We start from the raw sequence: 1,127 nt of genomic DNA, 5'->3' as shown, positions 1-1,127 counted from the left end.
CACCGCCGCGGCGATCTGAGCGTGTGGCGCGCGGTGCTCAGGCGGCGGCAGGGTCCGCGCCCGCCAGCACCGGGCCGAAGCTGCGGTCCCACAGCGGCGCCACCTGGGCCTTGCCGTCGAGCACGCCCAGTTGCAGGAAGGCATCGGCCACGGACTGGTGGCCCTGCACCACGGCCTCGGTTACGGGGCGCAGGTCGTAGTCGGTACTGCGGTTGTTCCACAGCTCGATCAGATCGCCCACCGGCACCCGGGTTTCGGCGGCCTGGGCCCGCGCGTAGTCCAGGTAGTTGCCATTGGCCCACAGGTAGGCGCGGCGCAGCCGCTGCAGGTAGTCGGCCAATGCCGCATGGCGCAGCGGATCGGCCACCGCGCGGGGGTTGGCGTAGAGCGGAAAGTTGCCAGAGAGGTACCCCACCCCGGTCTTGAGCACCCGCGCGCCGTAGCGCAGCCGGGCGATCTGCCCGTTGTAGCCGTAGATGGCCCAGGCATCCAGGTCGCCCCGGTCGAAGGCCGACAGGCCATCGGACGGCGTGAGGCTGACCGGCGTGATGTCCGCGAACGACAGGCCCGCCTCGGCCAGCTGGCGGCTCAGGAAGTAATGCGAGGTGGTGGCCCGCACATAGCCCACGCGCTTGCCCTTCAGATCGGCGATGCGCTGGATGGGTGCATCCTTTCGGGCGAGCGTGACCTGGTTGTTCAAATCCTCGCGCGTCACGGCCACGAAGCGCACCTGGGCCTTCTGCCGCGCCGCGAACAGCGCGGGAATCTCGCTGCCCGACCCCAGGTCCAGCGCATCGCCGTTGATGGCCTCTATGTGCAGCACGCCGTTGTTCAACTCGCGCCACTCGATGCGGTAGGGCGTGTTGGCCAGGCCGGCCGCGCTGATCAGTGGGCGCCACAGGCCCTTGTAGGTGCCGATGCGCAAGGTGACGCCGGACAGGTCGGGCCCTGCGGCCGATGGCCGCGCCAGGGCCGGCAGGCCCAGCGCGGCGGCGGCACCGGCGGCCAGCGAGCGTTGCAGCAGCGCGCGGCGCTGCGGGGGACGGGGGGATGGGTGGCGGTGTCGGGGCGCATGGCGGGTTCTCGCTTCGGGCGGTTGGATCGAAGGCCCGAGCGTGCGGCCGGCG

General features: G+C 71.6%; 1 protein-coding gene. It reads right to left on the bottom strand.

Annotated features, from left to right (window positions below; genetic code table 11):
- Window positions 1-37 precede the first annotated feature (37 nt).
- On the bottom strand, window positions 38-1,024 hold the full coding sequence (locus AC27IO_RS24640) for an ABC transporter substrate-binding protein (RefSeq protein ID WP_498741267.1): 987 nt from the start codon (window positions 1,022-1,024) through the stop codon (window positions 38-40).
- Between the last annotated feature and the right edge of the window lie 103 nt (window positions 1,025-1,127).

It is taken from the genome of Acidovorax sp. KNOB132 (genome assembly GCF_057541515.1).
The sequence above is the reverse complement of the archived record's forward strand: the minus strand, read 5'-3'. Positions and strand labels throughout refer to the sequence as shown.